We start from the raw sequence: 23,206 nt of genomic DNA, 5'->3' as shown, positions 1-23,206 counted from the left end.
ACTATACAGGATTTACTACTTTTATGGTAATTTCACTACAATATTAATTGTCGTGCAAGATCGGTAGTATCCCGTACAGCGCCTGTTTACAGTCGTTAGTGGTTGGAAATGAAAAATGGTTTCAATTAAATGTAGCCAGATAAAACAAGCGAAAGAGGAAGTTTTATTTAAAATTTTGTAGTAAAATTACATTTGTTAACGCTATCAGGAACCCAACATGTCTCTCAACGCTACCTTAGCCAGCGTCACGCGACGCATCGCCGAACGTAGTCGGCCTTATCGCACCGCCTATCTCGCCCGCCTCGACGCCGCGCGCCATGAAGGCGTGCAACGCGGGGCGCTGTCGTGTACCAACCTGGCGCACGGCTTCGCGGCTTTTCCCGCCAACGACAAGCTCAAGCTGAAGCAGGACCGCGCGCCTTCCGTCGCCATCGTTTCGTCGTACAACGACATGTTGTCGGCGCATCAACCTTTTGAGCGTTACCCGCAAATCATCCGCGATGCGGTCCGTGAAGACGGCGGCGTGGCGCAGTTCGCCGGCGGTGTGCCCGCCATGTGCGACGGCATCACGCAAGGCCAGACCGGCATGGAACTGTCGCTGTTCTCGCGCGACGCCATCGCCATGGGCACTGCGGTCGCGCTGTCGCACAACATGTTCGACGCCGCGCTGTATCTGGGCGTGTGCGACAAGATCGTGCCGGGTCTTCTGATCGGCGCATTGCATTTCGGCCACATCCCGGCGGTATTTGTTCCCGCCGGTCCGATGACCAGCGGCATGACCAACAGCGAAAAGGTCAAGATCCGCCAGTTGTACACCGAAGGCAAGATCGGCCGCGCCGAATTGCTCGAAGCCGAATCCAAGTCCTACCACGACGCCGGCACCTGCACGTTCTACGGCACCGCCAACAGTAACCAGATGCTGATGGAAGCGATGGGCCTGCATTTGCCGGGTTCCGCCTTCATCACGCCGAATACGCCGATGCGCGACGCGCTGACCGCCGCCGCCGCCAAACAGGCGCTGAAGATTACCGCCCAAGGCCAGCAGTACACGCCGGTAGGCCGTCTGGTCGACGAGAAGTCCATCGTCAACGCCATCGTCGCGCTGCTGGCGACGGGCGGCTCCACCAATCACACGCTGCATCTGGTCGCCATCGCCAAGGCGGCCGGCCTGGTGATCGACTGGGACGACTTCTCCAAGCTGTCGTCGGTCGTGCCGCTGGTCACGCGCATCTATCCGAACGGCACCGCCGACGTCAATCATTTTCACGCCGCCGGCGGCACCGGCTTCGTGCTGCGCGAACTGATCGATGCCGGCCTGATGCATGACGACGTCATGACCATCCTCGGCCAGGGTTTGCGCGCGCATGCCACCGAGCCGCTGTTCGACGAGGCCGGCAAGGTCACGTGGAAGGCGACGCCGAAGGACAGTGGCGACGATACCGTCTTGCGTCCCGCGGCCAACCCGTTCTCGGCAGATGGCGGCCTCAAGCTGTTGCAAGGCAATCTGGGCCGCTCGGTCATCAAGGTCTCGGCCGTCAAGCATGAGCATCGCGCCGTGCAGGCGCCGGCCATCGTGTTCCACTCGCAGGAAGCCTTCATGAAGGCCTTCAAGGCCGGCGAGCTGGACAAGGATTTTGTCGCCGTCCTGACGTTCCAGGGGCCGCGCGCCAACGGCATGCCGGAACTGCATGCGCTGACGCCGGCGCTGGGCATCCTGCAGGACAAGGGCCGCCACGTGGCGCTGGTCACCGACGGCCGCATGTCGGGCGCATCGGGCAAAGTGCCGGCGGCGATTCACGTGACGCCGGAAGTGCTGGCCGGCGGTCCTTTGGGTTTTGTGCGGACTGGCGATATGATTCGTCTGGACGCGGAAGCCGGCATTCTGGAAGCGCTGGTTTCGGAAGCCGAGTGGGCTTCGCGCACCTCGGAAACCGCCGACCTGTCGGGAAACCAGACCGGCATGGGTCGCGAATTGTTCAGCGTATTCCGCGCTTCGGTAAGCGCGGCGGAAGAGGGCGGCACCAGCTTCGGTTTGCCGCCGGTTTTGGAAAATGAGAAAGCGACAGTATGAATATCCTAGACATCATGCGTACCTCGGCGGTCATTCCGGTGATCGCCATCGACAAACTGGAACACGCGGTGCCGCTGGCCAAGGCGCTGGTGGCAGGCGGTATTCGCGTGCTTGAAGTGACCCTGCGCACCGAACACGGCTTGCCGGCGATCCGCGCCATCGCGGAGCAGGTGCCTGAGGCGATTGTCGGCGTCGGCACCCTGACCAGCCCGGAAGAATTCGCCGCCTCGCGCGATGCAGGCGCCGTATTCGGCGTCTCGCCCGGCCTGACGGCTGCGCTGATCGCTGCGGCCAAGTCCAGCGGCCTGCCTTTGCTGCCGGGCGTGATGACGCCATCGGAAGTGATGGCCGCGCGCGAAGCGGGCTTCCGCCAGTTGAAGCTGTTCCCGGCGGTGCCGGCGGGCGGCATCGGCATGCTCAACGCGATCGCCGGTCCGCTGGGCGATGTCACGTTCTGCCCGACCGGCGGCATCTCGCAAGAGACCGCGTCGCAGTTCCTGGCCTTGAAGAACGTGGCCTGCGTCGGCGGTTCCTGGCTGACGCCGAAGAACGCCATCGAGATCGGCGACTGGCACAAGATCACCGCACTGGCCAAGGCGGCCAGCTCACTGCGTATTTAACGATCTGTTTTCCTATTGATTGAGTGATCGCACATGAATTTTTTCGAAAATTCATGGCTTTCGTAATGCTCGATAGTTTCGAGTCCAGTCAGGACGAAACTCGGATGATCTCTTCTCATCAAACCGGACTTGATACCCGGAATGGAACCTATTCCTAGGTATCAAGTTTGTCCGATTTGAAGAATCATCCATATAGGAAACTCATGAAATTAACTACAAAAGCACTGATTGCCGCCGCGTTGCTCGCGGGTGTCGCCGGAACTTCCAATGCTGCGGAAGCCGGCTGGTATATCGGTGCGGGGGTTGGAGCGGCGCAAACCACGATTGATATCCAGAGAGATACCAACTACAAGGAAGATAAGAACACGACGAACTACAAGGTTTTTGGCGGATACCAGTTCAACAAGAATTGGGCACTGGAATTGCAATACGCCGATCTGGGTACGTACAAGCGGACGAATGGCAACTCATCTTTTGAACTCAAAACAAACGTGGTTTCTTTGAGCGGTGTGGGGATGTTGCCGTTGGCCGATCATTTTTCTCTTCTCGGGAAAATCGGCGTGGCGGCTCAGAATGGGAAAACCACCTCAAGAGGGATTTACACCGGTACGGACGGCACCAATACCGCCTTGTTGCTGGGAGCTGGAGCTGAATACAACTTCACGAAAAGCGTCGCGGTCCGCGCCGAGTACGAACGTATCGGTTCCAGCAATCTCAAGAACAATCTGCTGACGGTCGGTCTGCGCTATTCGTTCTAAAAATACCGCATCATAAATACGCAAGGCCCTTGTTTTGCAACAGGGGCCTTGTCGTATTCGCCTGTCGTCAGAATTTCACAACCTGGATCTCGGGATTATGGAAGGCAATGGCGCTTTTGTTTCCAGAGGCGACAATCAACGACACGATCATCGGCAACGACAATATCTGATCTGAAGCCGTGTCGGCGGCGTCAATATGGAGGCACATACATCGACTATCCGATGCATGTGCTTTTTTGTTTTTGCAACGTTAAAACACGATGGGCAAACAAACTGTAAGATTTCCCGGAATCGAACGACCAAAAGGCAGGCAACGTAGTGGTCCGCAATCAAACCATGTTCTTCCAGGCAACCAAAGGAAACATCATGAAAATCCTCAAAACGCTCGTCGTTTTCATCCTCCTGCAAGTCGGTGTCGCCGCTTCGGTCTCAGCTGCCGGCCAGCATTACACGCAGGCGCAGTTCGACGCGCTCAACAAGAGCGGCAAGCCGGTCGTCATCCATGTTCACGCCGACTGGTGCCCTACCTGCCGGGCACAGGACCCCATCGTCTCCGCGCTGATCAAGGATCCGGCGTTCAAGAATGTCAGCTTCCTTGAAGTCGACTTCGATGCGCAGAAGGATGTTGTCAAGGCATTCAATGTCTCGCAACAAAGCACGCTGATCGTCTTCAAGGGCGGCAAGGAGCAGGGACGTTCCACCGGCGACACGCGCAAGGCATCCATCGACAGCCTGATCAACAAGGCGCTGTGATCGAGGCCTGAAAGCAAGCACCATGGAATTCGGCGTCGCCTCCTATTTCATCGCATTGGCGGCAGGCGTGCTCTCGACCTTGTCGCCTTGCGTGTTGCCGCTGCTGCCGGTGATCATCGGCTCGGCCATCCACGAGCATCGCTACGGCCCATTCGCAGTTGCGGCCGGCATGTCAGCCTCGTTCGCCGTGATCGGCACCGCACTGGCAAGCGCCGGCGCGCGTCTGGGAGTCGGGCAGGGCGACTTTCAGCTGGTGGCTGCGATCGTTCTGGTCCTGATCGGTGTCGTGCTGTTGTCGAAGAAATTACAGGAGCGCTTTGCCGTTGCCACCTCAGGCGCCAGCGGCGCCGGCAGCCAGATATTGTCGGCGCTGAATCCCGGCGGATTGCGCGGGCAGTTTCTGGTGGGTTTGCTGCTCGGCCTGATCTGGAGTCCTTGCGTCGGTCCGACGCTGGGCGCGGCGATTACCCTGGCCAGCCAGGGGCGTGACTTGCCGCAAATTGTGGCGATGATGGCGGTGTTCGGATTGGGGGCGGGTTTGCCGATTGCCTTGCTGGGCATGCTGTCGCGTCAGGCGATGCAGAAGATGCGCGGGAAACTGCAAGGCGCCGGTTCGTGGGGGAAGAATGTGCTGGGCGTGTTGTTCATCGCCATCGGCATGCTCACCCTCACGGGATGGGACAAACCGGTGGAAGTCTTCCTGCTCGACCATTCACCGGCATGGCTCACCGAACTGACTACTTCGCTGTAGCGGGTGTCCGAAATTCAGGGACGAATTTTCTCCATCTTCAATGCCGCAACAGCGTCATCACCGCTCAGCCTGAATACGTCCCTCACAATAGGTCTTGAGAGGGAGATCGTCGACGGCTTCGATTGTCAACCCGAGACGGTGATCTTCAGGCAGGAGAGGTAACCGTATTTCGCTTGTACGCGACAATCAACAGCGCGATCCCCAGTACGATCATCGGCACCGACAGCATCTGGCCCGCCGAAATCGTGATGCCGCCGAAGCTGACGTTGTAGTCCGGCGTACGGAAGTACTCGGTGAAGAAGCGCGCGCAGCCATACAGCAGCGAGAACATCCCGGCCACCGCCATGCGCGGGCGCGGCTTGCGCGCGAAGAACCACAGCACGATGAACAGCAGGATGCCGTCGACCAGCATCTGGTAGATCGGCGAAGGATGGCGCGGCAGGTTGTCGACGTTGGGCCAGATCATGGCCCACGGCAGCGACGCATCGGCGACGCGGCCGGGCAATTCGGCGTTGATGAAGTTTCCCAGGCGACCGGCGGCATAGCCCAGCGGCACCATCGGTGCGATGAAATCCATGATGTCCATCAGATGGCGGCCGCGCTTGCGTCCCCAGATATACATGGCGATCAGCACGCCGAGGAAGCCGCCGTGGAAGGACATGCCGCCTTTCCACACGGCGATCATGTCGGCCGGATTGGCGAAATAGTAGCTCGGGTTGTAGAACAGGATTTCGCCGAGACGCCCGCCGATGACCACGCCCAGTACGCCATAGAACAGCATGTCGTCGAGGTCTTCTTTCTTCCAGCCGACTGCGGCAATGTGCGGTTGCCTGATGCGCAGGCGGCCGAGCGCGATGAACTGGGCGAATGCCAGCAGGTACATCAGGCCGTACCAGTGCACCTGTAGCGGGCCGATGGAAAAGGCGATCGGGTCGGGCATCGGGTGGATCAGCATGGAAACTCTTTCAAACGATAGTGGGTAATGAAGGCGGCAGACCGGCTCGGAACAGGTTCTCAGGCCGGCGGCGTCGCCACCATGTCAAGAAACGCTCGCAGCACCGGCGACGCACTGTCGCGCCGCCAGGCCAGCCCGGTTTCGATCAGCGGTGTCTTGCCGCTGAGCGGGCGGTAATCGACGCCGGGACGCTGCAGGTTAGACACGGATTGTGGCACAAGTGCCATGCCCATGCCAGCCGACACCAGGCCGACGATGGTTTGCATCTGGATCGCCTCCTGGCCGATGTGCGGCGTCACGCCGGCGTCACGGAAACAGCTCAGGATGGTGTCATGGAAGGCCGGTGAAATGCGGCGCGGGAAAATGATCAGCGGCAGCTCGCGCAGGCTCTTGAGCGCTACGGCGTTCTTGCCGCGCACTACGCCGCTCGGGACCGCCGCAACCAGCGGCTCCGACAGCAGCGGCAGGTAGTCGAGCGCGGCCTGGGATTTGTCCGGCAGCGGCGGCAAGAGCAAGCCGGCGTCGATCTTGCCCTGCATCAGGTCTTCCAGCTGGATATCGGTGGTGGCTTCGCGCAGGTCGATCTGCACCTGCGGATAGCGCGCGCGGAAGCGTTGCAGCAGCGGCGGCAGGATGCTGTAGTCGGCAGTCGAGATGAACGACAGCGACAGCAGTCCGGAAGCGCCGCTGGCAGCCCGCCGCGCCAGGTCGGGCAGGGCGCCGGCCTGTTGCAGGATGCGCTGCGCTTCGGGCAGCAGCGCCAGTCCGGCCGGCGTCAATGCGACGCTGCGCTTGGTGCGCGCGAACAGCGGCGTACCCAGCATTTCCTCCAGCGCCTGGATGGTTTGCGACAACGGCGGTTGCGTCATGTGCAGCCGCACGGCGGCGCGGCCGAAGTGTTTTTCTTCGGCAACGGCGACGAAATAGCGTAGTTGGCGCAATTCCAGACGGGACTCGGTGTTCATTTTAGTAATATGCAATCCATATTTATCGGTAATGAATCATATATTTGACAGCAGGCATCGCGCAAGGCAATCTAACCGGCAGCCAGAACCGCGTCCGCGCCTTGACGGACAGGTTCGCGCCAGTTTCGCTTCTGGTGTGGACCACAAGGGTTCCGTTCGAGATACCCCCGATCAATTCGACGCCGTTTCAATTCGACGTCGTTCAATTCCCCAGGAGACCAGCATGCCATTCAACCGCCGTTCAAAGAACATTACGCAAGGCGTTTCGCGTAGCCCCAACCGCTCGATGTATTACGCCCTGGGCTACGAAAAGGAAGATTTCGACAAGCCGATGATCGGCGTCGCCAACGGCCATTCCACCATCACGCCATGCAACTCCGGCCTGCAGAAGCTGGCCGACGTGGCGATTTCCGCGATCAAACAGGCCGGCGCCAATCCGCAGGTGTTCGGCACGCCGACCATTTCCGACGGCATGTCGATGGGCACGGAAGGCATGAAGTATTCGCTGATTTCGCGCGAAGTCATTGCCGACTGTATCGAGACTGCCGTCAACGGCCAGTGGATGGACGGCGTCGTCGTCATCGGCGGCTGCGACAAGAACATGCCAGGCGGCATGATCGCGCTGGCGCGCACCAACGTGCCGGGCATCTATGTCTACGGCGGCACCATCAAGCCGGGCAACTGGAAGGGCAAGGACCTGACCATCGTCTCGGCCTTCGAAGCCGTCGGTGAGTTCTCCGCCGGCCGCATGTCGCAGGAAGACTTCGACGGCATCGAGCGCAACGCCTGTCCTTCGTCCGGTTCCTGCGGCGGCATGTACACCGCCAACACCATGTCGTCGGCGTTCGAAGCCCTGGGCATGGGCTTGTTCTACTCGTCGACCATGGCCAACCCCGACGACGAAAAGACCGGCTCCGCAGCCGAGTCGGCTCGCGTGCTGGTCGAAGCCGTCAAGAAGGACATCAAGCCGCGCGACATCATCACGCGCAAGTCGATCGAGAACGCCGTCAGCCTGATCATGGCCACCGGCGGCTCCACCAACGCGGTGCTGCATTTCCTGGCCATCGCCCACGCCGCGGAAGTCGAATGGACCATCGACGATTTCGAGCGCGTGCGCCAGAAAGTCCCGGTCATCTGCGATCTCAAGCCGTCCGGCAAATACGTCGCCACCGACCTGCACAAGGCCGGCGGCATTCCGGCCGTGCTGAAGGTGCTGCACGAAGCCGGCATGCTGCACGGCGATTGCCTGACCATCACCGGCAAGACGCTCGCCGAGGAATTGGAAAACGTCCCCGCGTTGCGCGCCGACCAGGATGTCATCCGCCCCATCGACAAAGCGCTCTACCAGCAAGGCCATCTGGCCATCCTCAAGGGCAACCTGGCGCCGGAAGGCTGCGTGGCCAAAATCACCGGCCTGAAGAACCCCGTCATCACCGGCCCGGCGCGCGTGTTCGATGACGAATACAGCGCCATGGACGCCATCCTGGCCGACAAGATCAAGCCGGGCGATGTGCTCGTGATGCGCTACCTGGGACCGAAGGGCGGCCCCGGCATGCCCGAAATGCTGGCGCCGACCTCCGCCTTGATCGGCAAGGGCCTGGGAGAGTCGGTCGGCCTGATCACCGACGGCCGTTTCTCCGGCGGCACCTGGGGCATGGTAGTCGGCCACGTGGCGCCGGAAGCGTTCGTCGGCGGTGTCATCGGCCTGGTGGAAGAGGGCGACTCGGTCACCATCGACGCGCGCCGGCTGCTGATCCAGCTCAATGTCGACGACGCAGAAATCGAGCGCCGCCGCAGCCACTGGAAACAACCGGCGCCGCGCTACACACGCGGCGTGCTGGCCAAGTACGCGACGTTGGCGTCGACGGCCAGCAAGGGAGCGGTGACGGGCTGAGAGCGAAGAACTAAAAAAGCCGGAGCGATCCGGCTTTTTTCATGGACTCTTCGCAAGTAAATGCATCTCGTTTTTATTTGTTCGATGCGCATTGAAAAACATGATGTTTATATGCGCTGGCGCATACAGCTGCCCTTCCAATCAGTTGTAGAATACGCAGAACTTCCTGGAGGGTAATAATGAAAAAGCTTTTGTTCATCGCATCCGCTGTACTGGCATTTGGTGTCTCCGCCCAGGCTTCTGCCAATGCAGACCTGGCCAAGGCAAAGAACTGCATGGCCTGCCACTCGGTCCAGACCAAGATCGTCGGTCCGGCGTTCAAGGACGTGGCGGCAAAGTACAAAGGCCAGAAAGACGCCGAAGACAAGCTGACGCAAAAAGTGTTGAAGGGCGGTTCCGGCGTGTGGGGCGCGATCCCGATGCCGGCCAACGCGCAAGTGTCGGAAGCTGAGGCGCGCACGCTGGTGAAATGGGTGCTGTCGCTGAAGTAAGCAATCTAAGCAAAGCAAGCCGGCGCAGGTTCAGCCGGTCTGTTATTGGAAGCGTCCGCAAGGGCGCTTTTTTATTGCCTGCAGCATTTCCATAAAATTGTATCGGCAATAAAAAACGCGCCTGACTTTCATCAGGCGCGTTCTTCATGCAGAAGCTGCAGAAGCGGAAGCTTACTTGACCACAGCCAGCAGGGTGCGTTCACCCTTCTTGTATGTGTACAGAGTCAGCGAACCGTTCTTGATGTCGCCCTTGGCGTCGAAGGCGATGGTGCCTGTCACGCCCTTGTGGCTGATCTTTGCCAGTTCCGGCAGGTACTTGGCTGGCTCAGCCGAGTTTGCCTTCTTCATCGCGTCGGCGACAGTCATCGTTGCATCGTAAGCGTAGGCAGCGTTGTAGACCACGTCGATGCCGAACTTCTTCTTGTACGCAGCGCGGAAGTCGTCCATGCCCTTCTTGCCGGACTCGTCCACACCGCCTGCTTCAGCGCAGACGACCTGGTCGTCGATCAGGCCGTCGCCGGCCAGACCTGGCAGGGAGCCGGTGCAGATACCGTCACCACCCATGAACTTGGCATTGATGCCCAGTTGCTTCATCTGACGCAGCATCGGGCCGCCGACAGCGTCCATGCCGCCGAAGAACACGACTTCAGGCTTCTTGGCCTTGATCGAAGTCAGGATCGCGTTGAAGTCGGTTGCCTTGTCGTTGGTAAATTGCTTGCCGACGATGGTTGCGCCCGCGCCTTGTGCACCCTTGGCGAATTCTTCAGCAACGCCCTGGCCGTATGCAGTGCGGTCGTCGATGACGGCGACGTTCTTGGTCTTCAGTGCGGTGACAGCGTATTTACCCAGCACGGCGCCCAGTTGCGCATCGTTTGCAACCACGCGGAAGGCGGTCTTGAAGCCTTGTTGCGTGTACTTTGGATTGGTTGCCGATGGCGACACTTGCGGGATGCCTGCGTCGTTATAGATCTTTGATGCCGGGATGGTGGTGCCCGAATTCAAGTGGCCGATAACTGCAGCGACCTTCTGGTCGACCAGCTTGGTGGCGACGGCAGTGGCTTGTTTCGGATCCGATGCGTCGTCTTCGCCGACCAGTTCGAATTTGACTTTCTTGCCGCCGATGGTGAAACCCTTGGCGTTCAATTCGTCGATCGCCATGCGGGCGCCGTTTTCATTGTCCTTGCCCATGTGGGCATTCGGGCCGGAGAGTGGGCCGACGTGAGCGATCTTGACGACTTCCTGCGAATAAGCTGCACCAGCGAAAGCCAGTGCGATAGCGCCGGTCAATGGAATAATTGTGCTCTTGAGTTTCATAAATTCCCTCTGTAGATTGAAATAAACTACGCTTGCTTAGGACTGCTGAAAATCTATTCCGACTCGCGTCTTTCGTGGTCTTCCTCCGAAGCGGCCGATGTTCCTGATTTTGCAACAGCCTCTTTTTTGCTTATTCAGAGACGTTTCGCAGATACAAAACACCCTGTACTATTCAACGTCGGTTTCCGAATAATGCAGACGGTACAACATAAGAAACGGCTTGCAAAGGTTTTTTGAGTGCCGAATTAAAAAAAATTGAACTTTCGTTTTTATGCCCAAATACCACACGCTTGACAAGGTCGATCGCAAGCTCCTGAACCTGCTGCAAAAGGACAATCAGATTCCGACTCGTATCTTGGCGGAGAAATTGCATATATCGCAACCGACCTGCCTGCGGCGCATCCGGGAGCTGCGCGAGGCCGGCATCATCAATGCCGAGGTGGCGATGGTGGACCCGTTTGCGCTGGGCTACGGCATGCTGGCATTCCTCGAGATTTCGCTCAATAACCAGTCCGACGAGCATATGCAGGAGTTCGAGCAGCGCATGGCCAAGGAGGCCGAAGTGATGCAGTGCTACTTCGTGTCGGGCGAATATGACTATTTTCTGGCGGTGCATGTGATCGATATGGACGCGTACTATCAGTTCGTGCGCCGCGTCATTTCCGGCTCCGGAAATGTCCGTCACTTCCAGTCGCGTTTCCCGATGAAGCGAGCCAAGTTCGCCACACGGATCGCGTTTGACGAAAAAGCTGCCGAAATTCAGGTGCGTCTGCCGGAGTAGGGCGCAGCAGCAAAGCAAACCTCTTAGCACTTTCTGTGCCTGCATCCGCCCCGATCCGGGATTTTGCCGGCAGAAATTCCGCCATCCCGCACCGGCATTGCGTGTCCGCACCTCGATAAAATTTGCAGAGGCCTTGCCGTCTGTGCTAACTTTGCGCCTGCCAGCGACGATACGGTGCAGCAACTTTGTTCCGTGCACCAAATCCAATCGTCGTACCCATATCGGCTGCAGGTAGTCTGACTAAGCCGAAATCCGCTGTCACCAGCGAACCATACCAGGACCCGAGCGAGATTCAGCCTGCGCTGGCTCGGTCAAGGCGCCTATCCATTCCACGCACCGATGCATTGCCGCACAGGCGGCGAGCATGGCGCGTCCAATCCGAAAACCGGCCCGGCGAATGTGCAATTCCCGCAAGCCGGTCACACATCATTAACCATGCCGCCTGGCGGCAGACCTGAAGGGGAATCGTACGCATGCATGCTGTTGAACTGTTTATCCAGGACCTTGCCGTGATCATGCTGATCGCCGGCGTCGTCACCGTCGTGTTCAACCGTTTCAAGCAGCCGGTGGTGCTCGGCTATATCGTGGCCGGCGTCATCATCGGCCCGCACACGCCGCCGTTCAACCTGATCCAGGACGACAAGACCGTCCACATTCTGTCCGAGCTGGGCGTGATCTTCCTGCTGTTCTCGCTGGGCCTCGAATTCAGCCTCAAGAAGCTGGCCAAGGTCGGCGCCACCGCTGTGGTCGCCGCCGTCGCCGAGATCATGCTGATGATCTGGATCGGCTACGAGATCGGCATCTACTTCGGCTGGAAAACCATGGATGCGGTCTTCCTCGGCGCCATGCTGGCGGTATCGTCGACCACCATCATCGTCAAGGCGCTCAACGAGCTCGGCATGAAGAACGAGAAATTCGCGCAGATCATCTTCGGCATCCTGATCGTCGAAGACATCCTCGCCATCGGCATGATCGCGCTGCTGTCGGGCATCGCCACCAGCGGCTCCGTGGATTCCGGCGAAGTGGTCAATACGGTCGGCAAGCTGCTGCTGTTCATGGTGGTGTCGCTGGTGGTCGGCATCCTGATCGTGCCGCGGCTGCTCAACTACGTGGCGCGCTTCAAGAGCAACGAAATGCTGCTCGTGACGGTGCTGGGCATCCTGTTCGGCTTCTGCCTGCTGGTCATGAAGCTTGAGTACAGCGTCGCGCTGGGCGCCTTCCTGGTCGGCGCGGTGATGGCCGAATCGCGCCAGATCCATCGCATCGAACGCATCATCGAATCAATCCGCGACATGTTCAGCGCCATTTTCTTCGTCGCCATCGGCCTGCTGTTCGACCCCAACGTGCTGGCCAAATACTGGCTGCCGATCACGGTCATCACCTTTGCGGTGGTGTTCGGCAAACTGTTCAGCTGCGGCATCGGCACCTTCCTGGCGGGCCACGGCGGCCGCACGCCGATGCGTGTGGGCATGGGCCTGGCGCAGATCGGCGAGTTTTCCTTCATCATCGCCGCGCTCGGCGTCAGCCTCAAGGTCACCAGCGATTTCCTGTACCCGATCGTGGTGGCGGTGTCGGCCGTGACCGCGCTGCTCACGCCTTACCTGATCAAGGCCGCCGATCCGTTGTCGGCCAAAGCGGTGGAGCTGGTGCCGAAAAAGATTTCCGGCATCTTCGGCATGTACGCGAGCTGGCTGGAGAGCCTGCAGCCTCAGGGCGAGAAGGCCGAGATCAGCAAGATCATCCGGCGCATCCTGCTGCAGGTGCTGGTCAACATCGCGCTGGTGGTGGCGATTTTCCTCTGCGGCGCCTTCTTCGTTGACGGCATCGGCGGCTGGCTCTCGGCCTGGATCGGCGATGAGCAAGTGCGCAAGGCCGTGATCTGGGGCGGCGCTCTGGTATTATCGCTGCCGTTCCTGATCGCCACCTACCGCAAGCTGCAGGCGCTATCCATGCTGCTGGCCGAAGTCGGGGTCAAGCCGGAATTCGCCGGCGCCTACACCTCCGGCGTGCGGCGCGTGATTTCCGAAGTGATACCGGTGATGTCGATTCTCGGTATCATGTTGCTGATCTTTGTCCTGAGTGCCAGCATCTTGCCGCCGCTCAACCTGCTGGCCTTCGTGCTGCTGGGCGCGGCCGGGCTGCTGTGGCTGTTGTGGAGCAAGCTGGTCAAGCTGCATTCGCGCCTGCAGATTGCGTTGTTCGAGACGCTGGACGAAAAGCCGGAAGATTCCCACTAATTTGTTTTAACCTCAGTTTTAATCATTCATTGCCATGACTCAAGACGAACTCAAACAAGCGGTAGCCCGCGCCGCCATCGACTATGTGGTCGACGGCGAAATCATCGGTGTCGGCACCGGCTCGACCGCCAACTTCTTCATCGATGAGCTGGCCAAGATCAAGGACCGTATCAAGGGCGCGGTGGCGTCGTCGGAAACCACGGCAGAACGCCTGCGCGGCCACGGCATCAAGGTGTTCGACCTCAACGACGTGGAAACCATGCCGGTCTACATCGACGGCGCCGACGAGATCAACGGCCAGGGTGACATGATCAAGGGCGGCGGTGCGGCATTGACGCGCGAGAAGATCGTGGCCTCGGTGGCGCAGAAATTCGTCTGCATCGCCGACGGTTCCAAGCTGGTCGACGTGCTGGGCAAGTTCCCGCTGCCGGTGGAAGTGATTCCGATGGCCGCCAGCGTCGCGGCGCGCAAGTTGTCGGCGCTGGGTTGCGAAGCAAGGCTGCGCCTGAAGGACGGCAAGCCGCTGGTGACCGACAACGGCTGCTACATCCTCGATGCGGTCGGCCTGAGCATCACCGAGCCGGCTGAAATCGAAGCCGCGATCAACAACATCGTCGGCGTCGTGACGGTCGGCTTGTTCGCGCGCCAGGGCGCAGATGTCTGTTTGCTGGGTACGCCGGATGGGGTGAAAAAACTGGAGTTCTGATCATCGTCAAGGTGACAGCACCGACAAAAAAACCGCCTTCATCGGGCGGCTTTTTCATTGGGCATCGTCACTCGTTCACGGCTGCTTCGCCTTGCCCTCATCCCGAGCAATCGCCACGCTCATCTTCGCCGGCACGATCCGGCGGCGCAGCGCGTCGTTGAGCTGGTCCAGCGTCAGCGCGGCGATGCGTTCGTCCAGTTGCGCCGCCCAGGCATACGTGCGATCGAGGTCTAGTAGGTTGACCCAGCCGTTGCTGATGGTGTCGTCCTGCGCGCGGGATTGTTCGCGTTGCTGGCGGATGCCGGATTTGGCGCGTTCCAGTTCTTCCGAGGTGAAGCCTTCCGTGATCAGGCGCTGCAATTCTTCTCGGATGGCGGTGTCGACCTTGTCGAGGTTTTGCGGTGCGGCGATCGCGCCGATGCCGAACTGGCCGGCGTTGCTGAGTGCGCCGACCGCCAACGAGGTGCCGATGCTGTACGACAGGCCTTCACGCTGGCGCACGCGGTCGGCCAGGCGCGATTTCATGCTGGCGCCTCCGATCAGGTAATTCGCGACCACCAGCGCCGGATAGTCGGCATCCTCGTCGCGGATATCCAGACCGAGTTTGGCCAGGTAGGTGCCGTTCTCCTTGTCGGGCGTGTTGATGAACTGGCGCGTCGGGGCGACCTCGGAATACTCTTGCAGCACGCGCTGATAAGGCGCGGCGCTCTTCCAGCCGGCCAGGGTTTGCTGGATCACGCGTGCCGCCGCATCGGGATCGAAATCGCCGACGATGGCGACTTCGCCGGAAGAGGCGCCGTAGAAATCGCGATGGAAGGCTTTCACCTCGTCCAGCGTCAAGGCCTGGACTGCCGCGATGCGCTGGTCCAATGTACGCGCCGCACGCCAGTCGCCGGGCGGGTAGTGGTCGAATCGCAGCGACAAGGCTTCGGCGGCGCGCTCGGTCGGATCATTGCGCGACGACTCCAGGCTGACGAGGATCTGCTTGCGCAATTGCTCGAACTCGGCCGGGTCGAAACGCGGATGCTGCAGGATGTCCGCCATCAACTTCAACGCCGCATCGAGGTTGCCGCGCGTGGTCTGGAAATTGTTCGCACCGCCGCTGATCTTCAGGCGCGCAAATTCATCCGCCAGCTGGTCGCGCGTCATGGATGTGCTGCCGCGCAAAAGCATCTCGCTGGTCATCGCGGCGACGGTCTTCTTGCCGAACAAGGTTTTTTCATCGCCCCAGTCCAGCTTGATGCGTACCGATACGGTCTGTCCGCGCGTCTTCTTCGGCAACAGTGCCAGTTTGAGTCCGCCCACGCGCAATTGCGTGGTGCGCCGGTCCAGGTTGGCGGGCGAGGTGTCGAATGCTTCGCCGGTCGCGATCGCGGCGCGCGGGCGGTACGACTGCAACGCGCTTTCCACCGTCGGCGCGACCGGGATCTCGCTGCGTTGTGGCTGGTCTTCGGGAATGAATAGTCCCACCGTGCGGTTGTCGCGGCGGAAGTATTTCGCCGCAGCACCGGCGACTTGTTGCGCGTTCATCGCATCCACCTGATCGCGGCCGGCGAACAGCAGGCGCCAGTCGCCCAGCGCCAGCACGTTCGACAAGGAGACGCCGATGCGCTGGTGGTCGCTCAGCAGGCGTTCGTAGCCGTTGGCGTTGGATACCCGCACGCGCGCCATCTCGGCGTCGGTGGGCGGAGTGGTCGCGAACGATTCGATGGCGTCGGTCAGCGCTTTGCGCACGGGCTCCAGCGGCTCGCCTTTCTTGACGATCGCACCGATGATCTGTAGTCCCGGGGCATAGCCGCTGAGCTGGAACTGCACGATCGCGCTGGCCTTGCCGGTTTCCACCAGCAGTTTGTGCAGGCGGCCGTTGGGCGTGTCGGCGAGAATGTCGGCGGCCACGCCGGCGGCGTCGGAATCGATGTGGATGCCGGACGGGATCTTGTAGCCGACATACACCAGTTGCACGTCGCCGCTGCGGCGGATGGTGAACTGGCGCTCGCCGTCCTGGGTTGGTTCCACCGTCCAGAACGACGGCAACGCACGCGCCGGTTTCGGCATTCTCCCGAAGCTGTGGTCGACCCAGGCCAGCACTTTGGCGGGATCGAATTTTCCGGCCACCAGCAGTACTGCGTTGTCGGGCTGGTAGTAAGTGCGGTAGAAGGCTTGCAGATTCTCGATCTTCACGTGTTCGATATCGCTGCGGTTGCCGATGGTCGCGTTGCCGTAGTTGTGCCAGTCGAAGGCGACGCTTTGCATGCGCTTGACCATCACCGACGTCGGCGAATTCTCGCCGCTCTCGAATTCGTTGCGCACCACCGTCATTTCGCTGTCGAGATCCTTTTGCGCGATGAAGGAGTTGAGCATGCGATCGGCCTCCATCGCGATGGCCCATTGCAGGTTTTCATCGCCGGCCGGGAAGAATTCGTAATAGTTGGTGCGGTCCAGCGAGGTGGTGCCGTTGAAGCTCATGCCGCGCTTGCTGAACTCTTGCGGGATCGCGCCGTGCTGCGGCGTGCCCTTGAACATCAGGTGTTCCAGCAAATGCGCCATCCCGGTTTCGCCGTAGTTCTCCTGGCGCGAGCCGACCAGGTAAGTCATGTTGACGGTCACGGTCGGTTTGCTGGCGTCGGGCATCAGCAGCAGCTTGAAGCCATTGCCGAATCGGTATTCGGTGATGCCTTCGGCCGATGGCCCCTGGCTGACGCCGGCGGGCAAGGACAGCACCGGTGGCGTCTGGGCTTGTGCGTGCGCACCGCCTATGGTCAGGAACAAGGGGAGCAGGCAGCGGGCCAGTGAAGCGGGGCGGAGCAGGGACATGTTTTCCTGATGAGTGATCGAAGGGGAAGCGTGACGGCTATTCTACGGAATGCAGGACAAGGGCGTCGCGACCGGGACGGACCGGACAGGCGCGGGAAATATCCACGGTGGGGAGAAAACAGAAGGCGGGGAAAGACAGGAAGGACGCGGTTCAGGCAGCGCAATGCACCTGAACCGCGCAAGTGCGGTTCAGCGGACGGCTCAGTCGCTTGGCGGCACGAAGCCCTGGGCAGCGTCGGCGCCTTCGCCGAAGAAATGCTTTTCCATCTGCACGGCCAGGTATTTGCGCGCGCGCGCATCGGCCAGCATCAGGCGGTTTTCGTTGACCAGCATGGTCTGGTGCTTGAGCCAGCCGGCCCATGCTTCCTTCGAGACGCTTTCGTAAATGCGCTTGCCCAGTTCGCCCGGGTACGGCGGGAAGTCGAGACCTTCGGCTTCCTTGTTCAGTTTGATGCAGTGGATCATGCGTGCCATGTTGATTCCTTGGTTAAAACAGTGATGACGTGTTCAGGGAAGACATGAGACCGCCGCCTTTTACGATCAGCGGTTGAGTACGTCGGTGGTGCCGTCTCACGTCCTGATTCCTGCATTATAGATTCTTGATCAGCACCAGCGACTTGCGTTGCCAGTTGTACATGTGCTGGCGGTCTTTCGGCAGGTCGTCCACCGTGGCCGGCACGAAGCCGCGCCGCATGAACCAGTGCGAAGTGCGCGTGGTCAGCACGAACAGCTTGGTCAGGCCCGACTCGCGCGCGCGCGTTTCGATGTGCTTGAGGATACGCTCGCCGTCGCCCTGCGCCTGGACTTCCGGATTGACGGTCAGGCAGGCCATTTCACCCATTCTTTCCTTCGGGAAAGGATAGAGCGCGGCACAGCCGAAGATCACGTTGTCATGCTCGATCACCGAGAAGTAATGGATCTCGCGCTCGATCAGCTCGCGACCGCGCTTGACCAGGGTACCGTCGGCTTCCAGCGGCTCGATCAGCTTGAGGATGCCGCCGACGTCTTCGATGGTGGCTTCGCGCAGGCTTTCCAGGTTCTCGTAGGTGATCATGGTGCCGATGCCGTCATGCGTGAACAGCTCCAGCAGCACCGAACCGTCGGTGGCGAACGGCACGATGTGGGCGCGCGAGACGCCCGCGTTACAGGCCTTGACCGCGCTTTGCAGGTAGAAGGCCGCATCCGGCGGCAGGAAGTTGGCCTGCAGCACCGCCTCGGCCTGGTGCGATGACAGCTCGCGGATGTCGGTGCCGCCGGCGTCGTGCATCAGCGGGGTTTCGCTCAGGAAAATCAGCTTCTCGGCGCGCAGCGCGATGGCGGCGGTCACGGCCACGTCTTCCATCGCCAGGTTGAAGGCTTCGCCGGTCGGCGAAAAGCCCAGCGGCGACAGCAGCACGATGCCGCCGGCATTGAGAATGGGATGGATGGTGTCGGCCGCAACTTTACGCACGATGCCGGTCAGCTGCAGGTCGGCGCCGTCGATCACGCCCATCGGACGCGCCGTGACGAAATTGCCGGAAATGACGCGGATCGCGGCATGCGCCATCGGCGTGTTGGGCAAGCCCTGGCTGAATGCCGCTTCGATGTCCAGGCGCAACTCGCCGGCGGCTTCCTTGGCGCATTCCAGCGCAGCCGGGTCGGTGATGCGCAAGCCGTTGTGGAAACGGGCCTCGACATTACGCAGCGCCAGTTGCTCTTCGACCTGCGGCCGCGAGCCGTGCACCACGACAATACGGATGCCGAGCGCATGCAACAGCGACAGATCCTGGGCCAGCACCGCCAGCCCGCCGGCCGTGACCAGTTCGCCCGGGAAGGCGATCACGAAGGTCTTGCCGCGGAAGGCGTGGACGTAAGGCGCTACGGAGCGCAGCCAGGCTACGAAGCTGGCGAAATCGGTGTCATTTTCCATGTTGCGCATTATAACCAGTCGCATCGCCGGTCGCATCGCGGATGTGTGGCAAGGGGCCGATTTTTGCACCGCAATGCTGCAGCGCCGTTCCGCACGCGCGACAAAACGCGTTTTCGCCCGGCCGGGCAGGCCAAGCGCGGGGAGTAGGTATAATGCCAGCCGTTATGTCCGCCTCCAATTCCCCTCCAGCTTCCCAGCCCAAAAACAAGTCCGCGTCCGCCCAGCAGCCGCAGCGTGTTCAGATACGCAATCCGCTGCCCGCGATCACGTTTCCCGAAGAGTTGCCGGTCTCCGGCCGCCGCCAGGAAATCGCCGAGGCGCTGCAAGCCAACCAGGTCATCATCGTCAGCGGCGAGACCGGTTCCGGCAAGACCACCCAGCTGCCCAAGATCTGCCTGCAGCTGGGGCGCGGCGAAACCGGCCTGATCGGCCACACCCAGCCGCGCCGCATCGCCGCCTCGTCGACCGCCAAGCGCATCGCGCAGGAACTCGGCACGCCGCCGGGCGAGCACGTCGGCTTCAAGGTGCGCTTCAACGACACGCTGAGCAAAGGCGCCTGGGTCAAGCTGATGACCGACGGCATTCTGCTGGCGGAGACGCAGACCGATCCGCTGCTGAAGCAATACGACACCATCATCATCGATGAGGCGCACGAACGCAGCCTCAACATCGACTTCCTGCTCGGCTACCTGAAGCAGCTGCTGCCGCGGCGTCCCGACCTGAAGATCATCATCACCTCGGCGACCATCGACGCCGATCGCTTCGCGCGCCACTTCGGCGCCGAGGTCAACGGCGAGCTCAAGCCGGCGCCGGTGATCGAAGTGTCCGGCCGGCTGTATCCGGTCGAAATCCGCTATCGCCCGGTCGACAATGCCGACCGCAGCAAGCTCGCGCCGGAAGTGGCCACTGCGCGCGCCCGCGCCGAAGGCCGCGCAGGCCAGGCGCAGAAAGACCGCGAGCAGCGCGACCTGATGGACGCCGTGGTCGATGCCGTGGATGAGCTGGCGCGCATCGGTTCCGGCGATATCCTGGTGTTCCTGCCCGGTGAACGGGAAATCCGCGACGCCGCCGAGGCGCTGCGCAAGCATCATCCGCCGCACGTCGAAATCCTGCCGCTGTTCGCACGCTTGTCGGCGCAAGAACAGGAGCGTGTCTTCAAATCGAGCAATGCGCGCCGCATCGTGCTGGCCACCAACGTTGCCGAAACCTCCCTGACCGTGCCCGGCATCCGCTACGTGGTCGATGCCGGCCTGGCGCGCGTGAAGCGTTACAGTTACCGCAACAAGGTCGAGCAGCTGCAGATCGAGCCGGTCGCGCAATCGGCCGCCAACCAGCGTGCCGGCCGTTGCGGCCGCGTCGCTGCGGGCGTGTGCATCCGCTTGTACGAAGAGCAGGATTACCTGCAGCGGCCGAAATTCACCGAGCCGGAAATCCTGCGCTCGTCGCTGGCCTCGGTCATCCTGCGCATGAAATCGCTGCATCTGGCCGACGTCGAAACCTTCCCGTTCATCGAGCCGCCGCTGGGCCGTGCGATCGCCGACGGCTACCAGTTGCTGCAGGAGCTCGGCGCGGTCGATGAATTCAACCAGCTGACGCCGCTGGGCAAACAGTTGGCCAAGCTGCCGCTGGATCCGCGCGTGGGCCGGATGATCCTGGCCGGGCGCGAGAACGCCTGCCTGTCCGAACTGCTGATCATCGCCTCGGCCCTGTCGGTGCAGGATCCGCGTGACCGGCCGATGGAAGCGCAGGCCGCCGCCGACCAGGCGCACAAGAAATTCGCCGACGAGAAGTCCGAATTCCAGAGTTACCTGAAGATCTGGAAGTGGTTCGAAGAAGCTATCGAGCACAAGAAATCCAACCGCCAGCTGCAAGACCATTGCCGCGCCAACTTCCTGTCGCAGCTGCGCCTGCGCGAATGGCGCGATGTCCATTCGCAATTGCTGACCATCGTGCGCGAGCAGGGCTGGCGCATGAACGAAGCGGCAGCGACTTACGAACAATTGCATGCGGCCTTGCTGACTGGCTTGCTCGGCAACGTCGGCTTCAAGTCCGACGAGGATCCCCATTACCTGGGTGCGCGCGGCATCAAGTTCCACATCTGGCCAGGCTCGTCGCTGCAAAAAAAAGCAGGGAAGTGGATCGTCGCCGCCGAGCTGGTCGACACCTCACGCCTGTATGCGCGCTGCATCGCGCAGATCCAGCCGGAATGGCTGGAGCGCATCGGCGGGCATCTGCTCAAGAAATCCTGGGGCGAGCCGCGCTGGGAGAAGCGCAGCGCGCAGGTCACTGCGTCCGAGCGCGCCACCTTGTACGGGCTGGTGGTCTACAGCCAGCGCCGCATCAATTTCGGCCTGATCAATCCGCAGGAAGCGCGCGAAATATTCATCCGCGACGCCCTGGTCGGCGGCGACTTCGACACGCGCGCGCCTTTCTTCGCGCATAACCAGAAGCTGGTGCGCGAGATCGAGAACCTCGAACACAAATCGCGCCGCCTCGACGTGCTGGTCGACGACGAACTGATTGCCGCGTTCTACGACAAGCTGATTCCCGCCGATATCTGCAACGGCATCGGTTTCGAGAAATGGCACAAGGACGCCACCGCTGCCAACGCTGATCCCAAGCTGCTGTTCCTGAACCGCGACGACCTCATGCGCCATGAGGCGGCCGGCGTGACCACCGAGCTGTTCCCCAAGACCATGACGGTGGCGGGTTTGTCGATGGCGCTCTCCTACCACTTCGAACCCGGCACGCCGCGCGACGGCGTCACGCTGACGGTGCCGCTGTATGCGCTCAACCAGGTATCCGCCGCGCGCTGCGAATGGCTGGTGCCCGGCATGCTCAAGGAGAAGGTGCATCTGCTGCTCAAGTCGCTGCCGCAAAAGCTGCGCCGCCATTGCGTGCCGCTGCCCGACTACGCGGCCGGCTTCTGCGCGCGCATGGACGAGCGTCATCTGTTCGGCAAGGGCGACCTGATCGACGCGCTGATCGCCGACATTCGCGAGCAGATCACGATCATGCTCAAGAGCACGGACTTCAAGCAGGAGACCCTGCCGGCGCATCACGCGATGAATTTCAAGATCGTCGACGAGCACGGTCGCCAGCTGGAGATGGGGCGCAACCTCGGTAGCCTGCAAGCCGAATTCGGCGGCCAGGCGCGCGAGCAGTTCCAGAAGCTGGCCGAGCAGACGGCGATTACCGGGGTTGCCACGCCGACGGCGGCGCCCGCAGGCAAGCCCGTCGCCGGAAAAACCGCGTCGGCTGCACCTGCGGGAGCGAGCGCCGTCGCGGTCTCCGAATACGGCAACCTCACCGGCTGGACCTTCGGTGAACTGCCCGAGCTGCTGGAAATCCAGCGGGGCGCAGCTGGCCCCAATGCGGGCAAGTCGCAAACGCTGATCGGCTTCCCCGCGCTGGTCGACAAGAAGACCCATTGCGATCTTGAAGTCTTCGACGATCCTGCCGACGCCGCGCGCCAGCATTTTGCCGGTCTGCGCCGCCTGTTCGCGCTGCAACTGAAAGAGCAGCTCAAGTATCAGGAGAAGAACATCCCCGGCTTGCAGCAGATGGGGATGCAATTCATGGCGCTCGGTTCGCAGGAAGAATTGCGCGACCAGATCTTGTCCGCAGGTCTGGAGCGCGCCTTCATGCAGGAGCCGCTGCCGAAGAACGCCGACGAGTTCAATCGCCGCAGGGAAGAGGGCAAGGCGCGCTTCGGCCTGCTGGTCAACGAAATCGCACGTCTGGCCGGACTGGTGCTGGCCGAGTACTACACGCTGCCGAAAAAGCTGCAAACCATCAAGGCGCATGCGCAGGCCTCGGCGGACATCCAGTCGCAGTTGCAGAACCTGGTCGGCAAGCGCTTCATCGCCGACAGCGACTACAGCAACCTGATGCATTTCCCGCGCTACCTCAAGGCGATCAATGTGCGGCTGGAAAAGCTGCGCGCCGATCCGACCCGCGACGCGCGCCTGTTGTCCGAATGGACGCAGGTTGCTGCACCGTGGCAGCGTGCGCAGAAGGATCGCGGCGCCAGTGATCCGAAGATGCAGGAATTCCGCTGGCTGCTGGAAGAGCTGCGCGTGTCGCTCTATGCGCAGGAGCTGAAGACCCCGATGCCGGTGTCGGTCAAGCGGCTGCAGAAGGTGTGGGAGACCATGCAGCGTTGATGGCTCTGCATGGAGTATTTG

The 23,206-nt window shown here is 61.2% G+C and carries 17 protein-coding genes; 11 read left to right on the top strand and 6 right to left on the bottom strand.

Annotated features, from left to right (window positions below; all coding sequences use genetic code 11):
* Nucleotides 1-217: 217 nt before the first annotated feature.
* From edd to F506_RS20875, 5 genes are all read left to right on the top strand, one after another.
* On the top strand, nt 218-2,071 hold the full coding sequence (edd, locus tag F506_RS20895) for a phosphogluconate dehydratase (RefSeq protein WP_053200629.1): 1,854 nt from the start codon (nt 218-220) through the stop codon (nt 2,069-2,071).
* Nucleotides 2,068-2,691, top strand: a complete 624-nt coding sequence (locus F506_RS20890; protein WP_053200628.1) for a bifunctional 4-hydroxy-2-oxoglutarate aldolase/2-dehydro-3-deoxy-phosphogluconate aldolase — start codon at nt 2,068-2,070, stop codon at nt 2,689-2,691. The genes edd and F506_RS20890 overlap by 4 nt, the downstream gene beginning before the upstream one ends.
* 203 nt (nt 2,692-2,894) lie before the next feature.
* Nucleotides 2,895-3,449 carry an outer membrane beta-barrel protein gene (locus F506_RS20885; RefSeq protein WP_053200626.1) on the top strand — a complete coding sequence of 185 codons (555 nt, stop codon included), beginning with the start codon at nt 2,895-2,897 and terminating at the stop codon, nt 3,447-3,449.
* A 366-nt stretch (nt 3,450-3,815) separates the two neighbouring features.
* Nucleotides 3,816-4,202 carry a thioredoxin family protein gene (locus F506_RS20880; protein WP_053201828.1) on the top strand — a complete coding sequence of 129 codons (387 nt, stop codon included), beginning with the start codon at nt 3,816-3,818 and terminating at the stop codon, nt 4,200-4,202.
* 22 nt (nt 4,203-4,224) lie between these two features.
* Nucleotides 4,225-4,953 (top strand): cytochrome c biogenesis CcdA family protein, encoded by a 729-nt coding sequence (locus F506_RS20875; RefSeq protein ID WP_053200624.1) that lies wholly within the window; start codon nt 4,225-4,227, stop codon nt 4,951-4,953.
* A 145-nt stretch (nt 4,954-5,098) separates the two neighbouring features.
* On the opposite strand, the gene lgt is transcribed toward F506_RS20875, so the two are convergent.
* Both lgt and F506_RS20865 read right to left on the bottom strand, forming a co-directional pair.
* Complete coding sequence (lgt, locus tag F506_RS20870; protein WP_053200622.1) at nt 5,099-5,908, bottom strand: prolipoprotein diacylglyceryl transferase; 810 nt, start codon at nt 5,906-5,908, stop codon at nt 5,099-5,101.
* A 59-nt stretch (nt 5,909-5,967) separates the two neighbouring features.
* Entirely contained in the window at nt 5,968-6,873 is a 906-nt protein-coding gene (locus F506_RS20865; protein WP_144424136.1) for a LysR substrate-binding domain-containing protein, read from the bottom strand.
* A 223-nt stretch (nt 6,874-7,096) separates the two neighbouring features.
* Here F506_RS20865 and ilvD point away from each other — a divergent pair, with 223 nt between their 5' ends.
* Both ilvD and F506_RS20855 read left to right on the top strand, forming a co-directional pair.
* Nucleotides 7,097-8,767, top strand: a complete 1,671-nt coding sequence (gene ilvD / locus F506_RS20860) for a dihydroxy-acid dehydratase (protein ID WP_053200618.1) — start codon at nt 7,097-7,099, stop codon at nt 8,765-8,767.
* Between the two features lie 179 nt (nt 8,768-8,946).
* Complete coding sequence (locus F506_RS20855) at nt 8,947-9,258, top strand: c-type cytochrome (RefSeq protein ID WP_053200616.1); 312 nt, start codon at nt 8,947-8,949, stop codon at nt 9,256-9,258.
* Between the two features lie 171 nt (nt 9,259-9,429).
* Here the strand turns inward: F506_RS20855 and F506_RS20850 are convergent, their stop codons facing one another.
* On the bottom strand, nt 9,430-10,572 hold the full coding sequence (locus F506_RS20850; RefSeq protein ID WP_053200614.1) for a branched-chain amino acid ABC transporter substrate-binding protein: 1,143 nt from the start codon (nt 10,570-10,572) through the stop codon (nt 9,430-9,432).
* A gap of 271 nt (nt 10,573-10,843) precedes the next feature.
* On the opposite strand from F506_RS20850, the gene F506_RS20845 reads away from it, so the two are divergent.
* The 3 genes from F506_RS20845 (at nt 10,844) to rpiA (ending at nt 14,296) form a co-directional block, all read left to right on the top strand.
* Entirely contained in the window at nt 10,844-11,353 is a 510-nt protein-coding gene (locus tag F506_RS20845; protein ID WP_053200612.1) for an Lrp/AsnC family transcriptional regulator, read from the top strand.
* 473 nt (nt 11,354-11,826) lie between these two features.
* Nucleotides 11,827-13,590: a cation:proton antiporter gene (locus F506_RS20840; protein WP_053200611.1), complete on the top strand. Its 1,764-nt coding sequence runs from the start codon at nt 11,827-11,829 to the stop codon at nt 13,588-13,590.
* Nucleotides 13,591-13,624: 34 nt separating this feature from the next.
* Complete coding sequence (gene rpiA / locus F506_RS20835; protein WP_053200609.1) at nt 13,625-14,296, top strand: ribose-5-phosphate isomerase RpiA; 672 nt, start codon at nt 13,625-13,627, stop codon at nt 14,294-14,296.
* Between the two features lie 75 nt (nt 14,297-14,371).
* Here rpiA and F506_RS20830 read toward each other — a convergent pair whose 3' ends face one another.
* The 3 genes from F506_RS20830 to argA all read right to left on the bottom strand — a co-directional run bounded on the left by F506_RS20830 (nt 14,372) and on the right by argA (nt 19,028).
* Nucleotides 14,372-17,110, bottom strand: a complete 2,739-nt coding sequence (locus F506_RS20830) for a M16 family metallopeptidase (protein WP_053200607.1) — start codon at nt 17,108-17,110, stop codon at nt 14,372-14,374.
* Between the two features lie 201 nt (nt 17,111-17,311).
* On the bottom strand, nt 17,312-17,584 hold the full coding sequence (locus tag F506_RS20825; protein ID WP_053200604.1) for an oxidative damage protection protein: 273 nt from the start codon (nt 17,582-17,584) through the stop codon (nt 17,312-17,314).
* A gap of 115 nt (nt 17,585-17,699) precedes the next feature.
* Nucleotides 17,700-19,028, bottom strand: coding sequence for an amino-acid N-acetyltransferase (gene argA / locus F506_RS20820; RefSeq protein ID WP_144424206.1), 1,329 nt, complete (start codon nt 19,026-19,028; stop codon nt 17,700-17,702).
* Nucleotides 19,029-19,171: 143 nt separating this feature from the next.
* Here argA and hrpA point away from each other — a divergent pair, with 143 nt between their 5' ends.
* Nucleotides 19,172-23,185 (top strand): ATP-dependent RNA helicase HrpA, encoded by a 4,014-nt coding sequence (hrpA, locus tag F506_RS20815; protein WP_053200602.1) that lies wholly within the window; start codon nt 19,172-19,174, stop codon nt 23,183-23,185.
* Nucleotides 23,186-23,206: the final 21 nt, after the last annotated feature.

The sequence above is a fragment of the Herbaspirillum hiltneri N3 genome (assembly GCF_001267925.1).
GTDB classification, from domain to species: Bacteria; Pseudomonadota; Gammaproteobacteria; order Burkholderiales; family Burkholderiaceae_D; genus Herbaspirillum; species Herbaspirillum hiltneri.
This window is presented reverse-complemented; position numbering and strand designations above follow the sequence as displayed.